At 56.0% G+C, this 309-nt stretch carries 1 protein-coding gene; it reads right to left on the bottom strand.

The genetic code is table 11. From position 1 onward, the window contains the following. Positions 1 to 121 precede the first annotated feature (121 nt). A partial coding sequence (locus CUN85_RS13135; RefSeq protein WP_167848896.1) for a hypothetical protein occupies positions 122 to 309 on the bottom strand: 188 nt, incomplete at its 5' end.

Here is a 309-nt window from a genome sequence, read left to right as displayed (position 1 = left end):
GGGCTGTAGCAGATGCCGGACTGGAGGCAGGTGAGTATGTACTCACCTGCCTCCAGTCCGGCATCTGCTACAGCCCCTTCAAAGAACATTTCCCATGCCCGGGGGTACTCGGTCTCGATATTCAGAGCTTACTCTGAATATCGAGACCGAGTACCCCCGGGCATGGGAAATGTTCTTTGAAGGGGCTGTAGCAGATGCCGGACTGGAGGCAGGTGAGTATGTACTCACCTGCCTCCAGTCCGGCATCTGCTACAGCCCCTTCAAAGAACATTTCCCATGCCCGGGGGTACTCGGTCTCGATATTCAGAG

Origin of the sequence: Methanolobus halotolerans, from assembly GCF_004745425.1 — an archaeon.
GTDB lineage: Archaea > Halobacteriota > Methanosarcinia > Methanosarcinales > Methanosarcinaceae > Methanolobus > Methanolobus halotolerans.
This window is presented reverse-complemented; position numbering and strand designations above follow the sequence as displayed.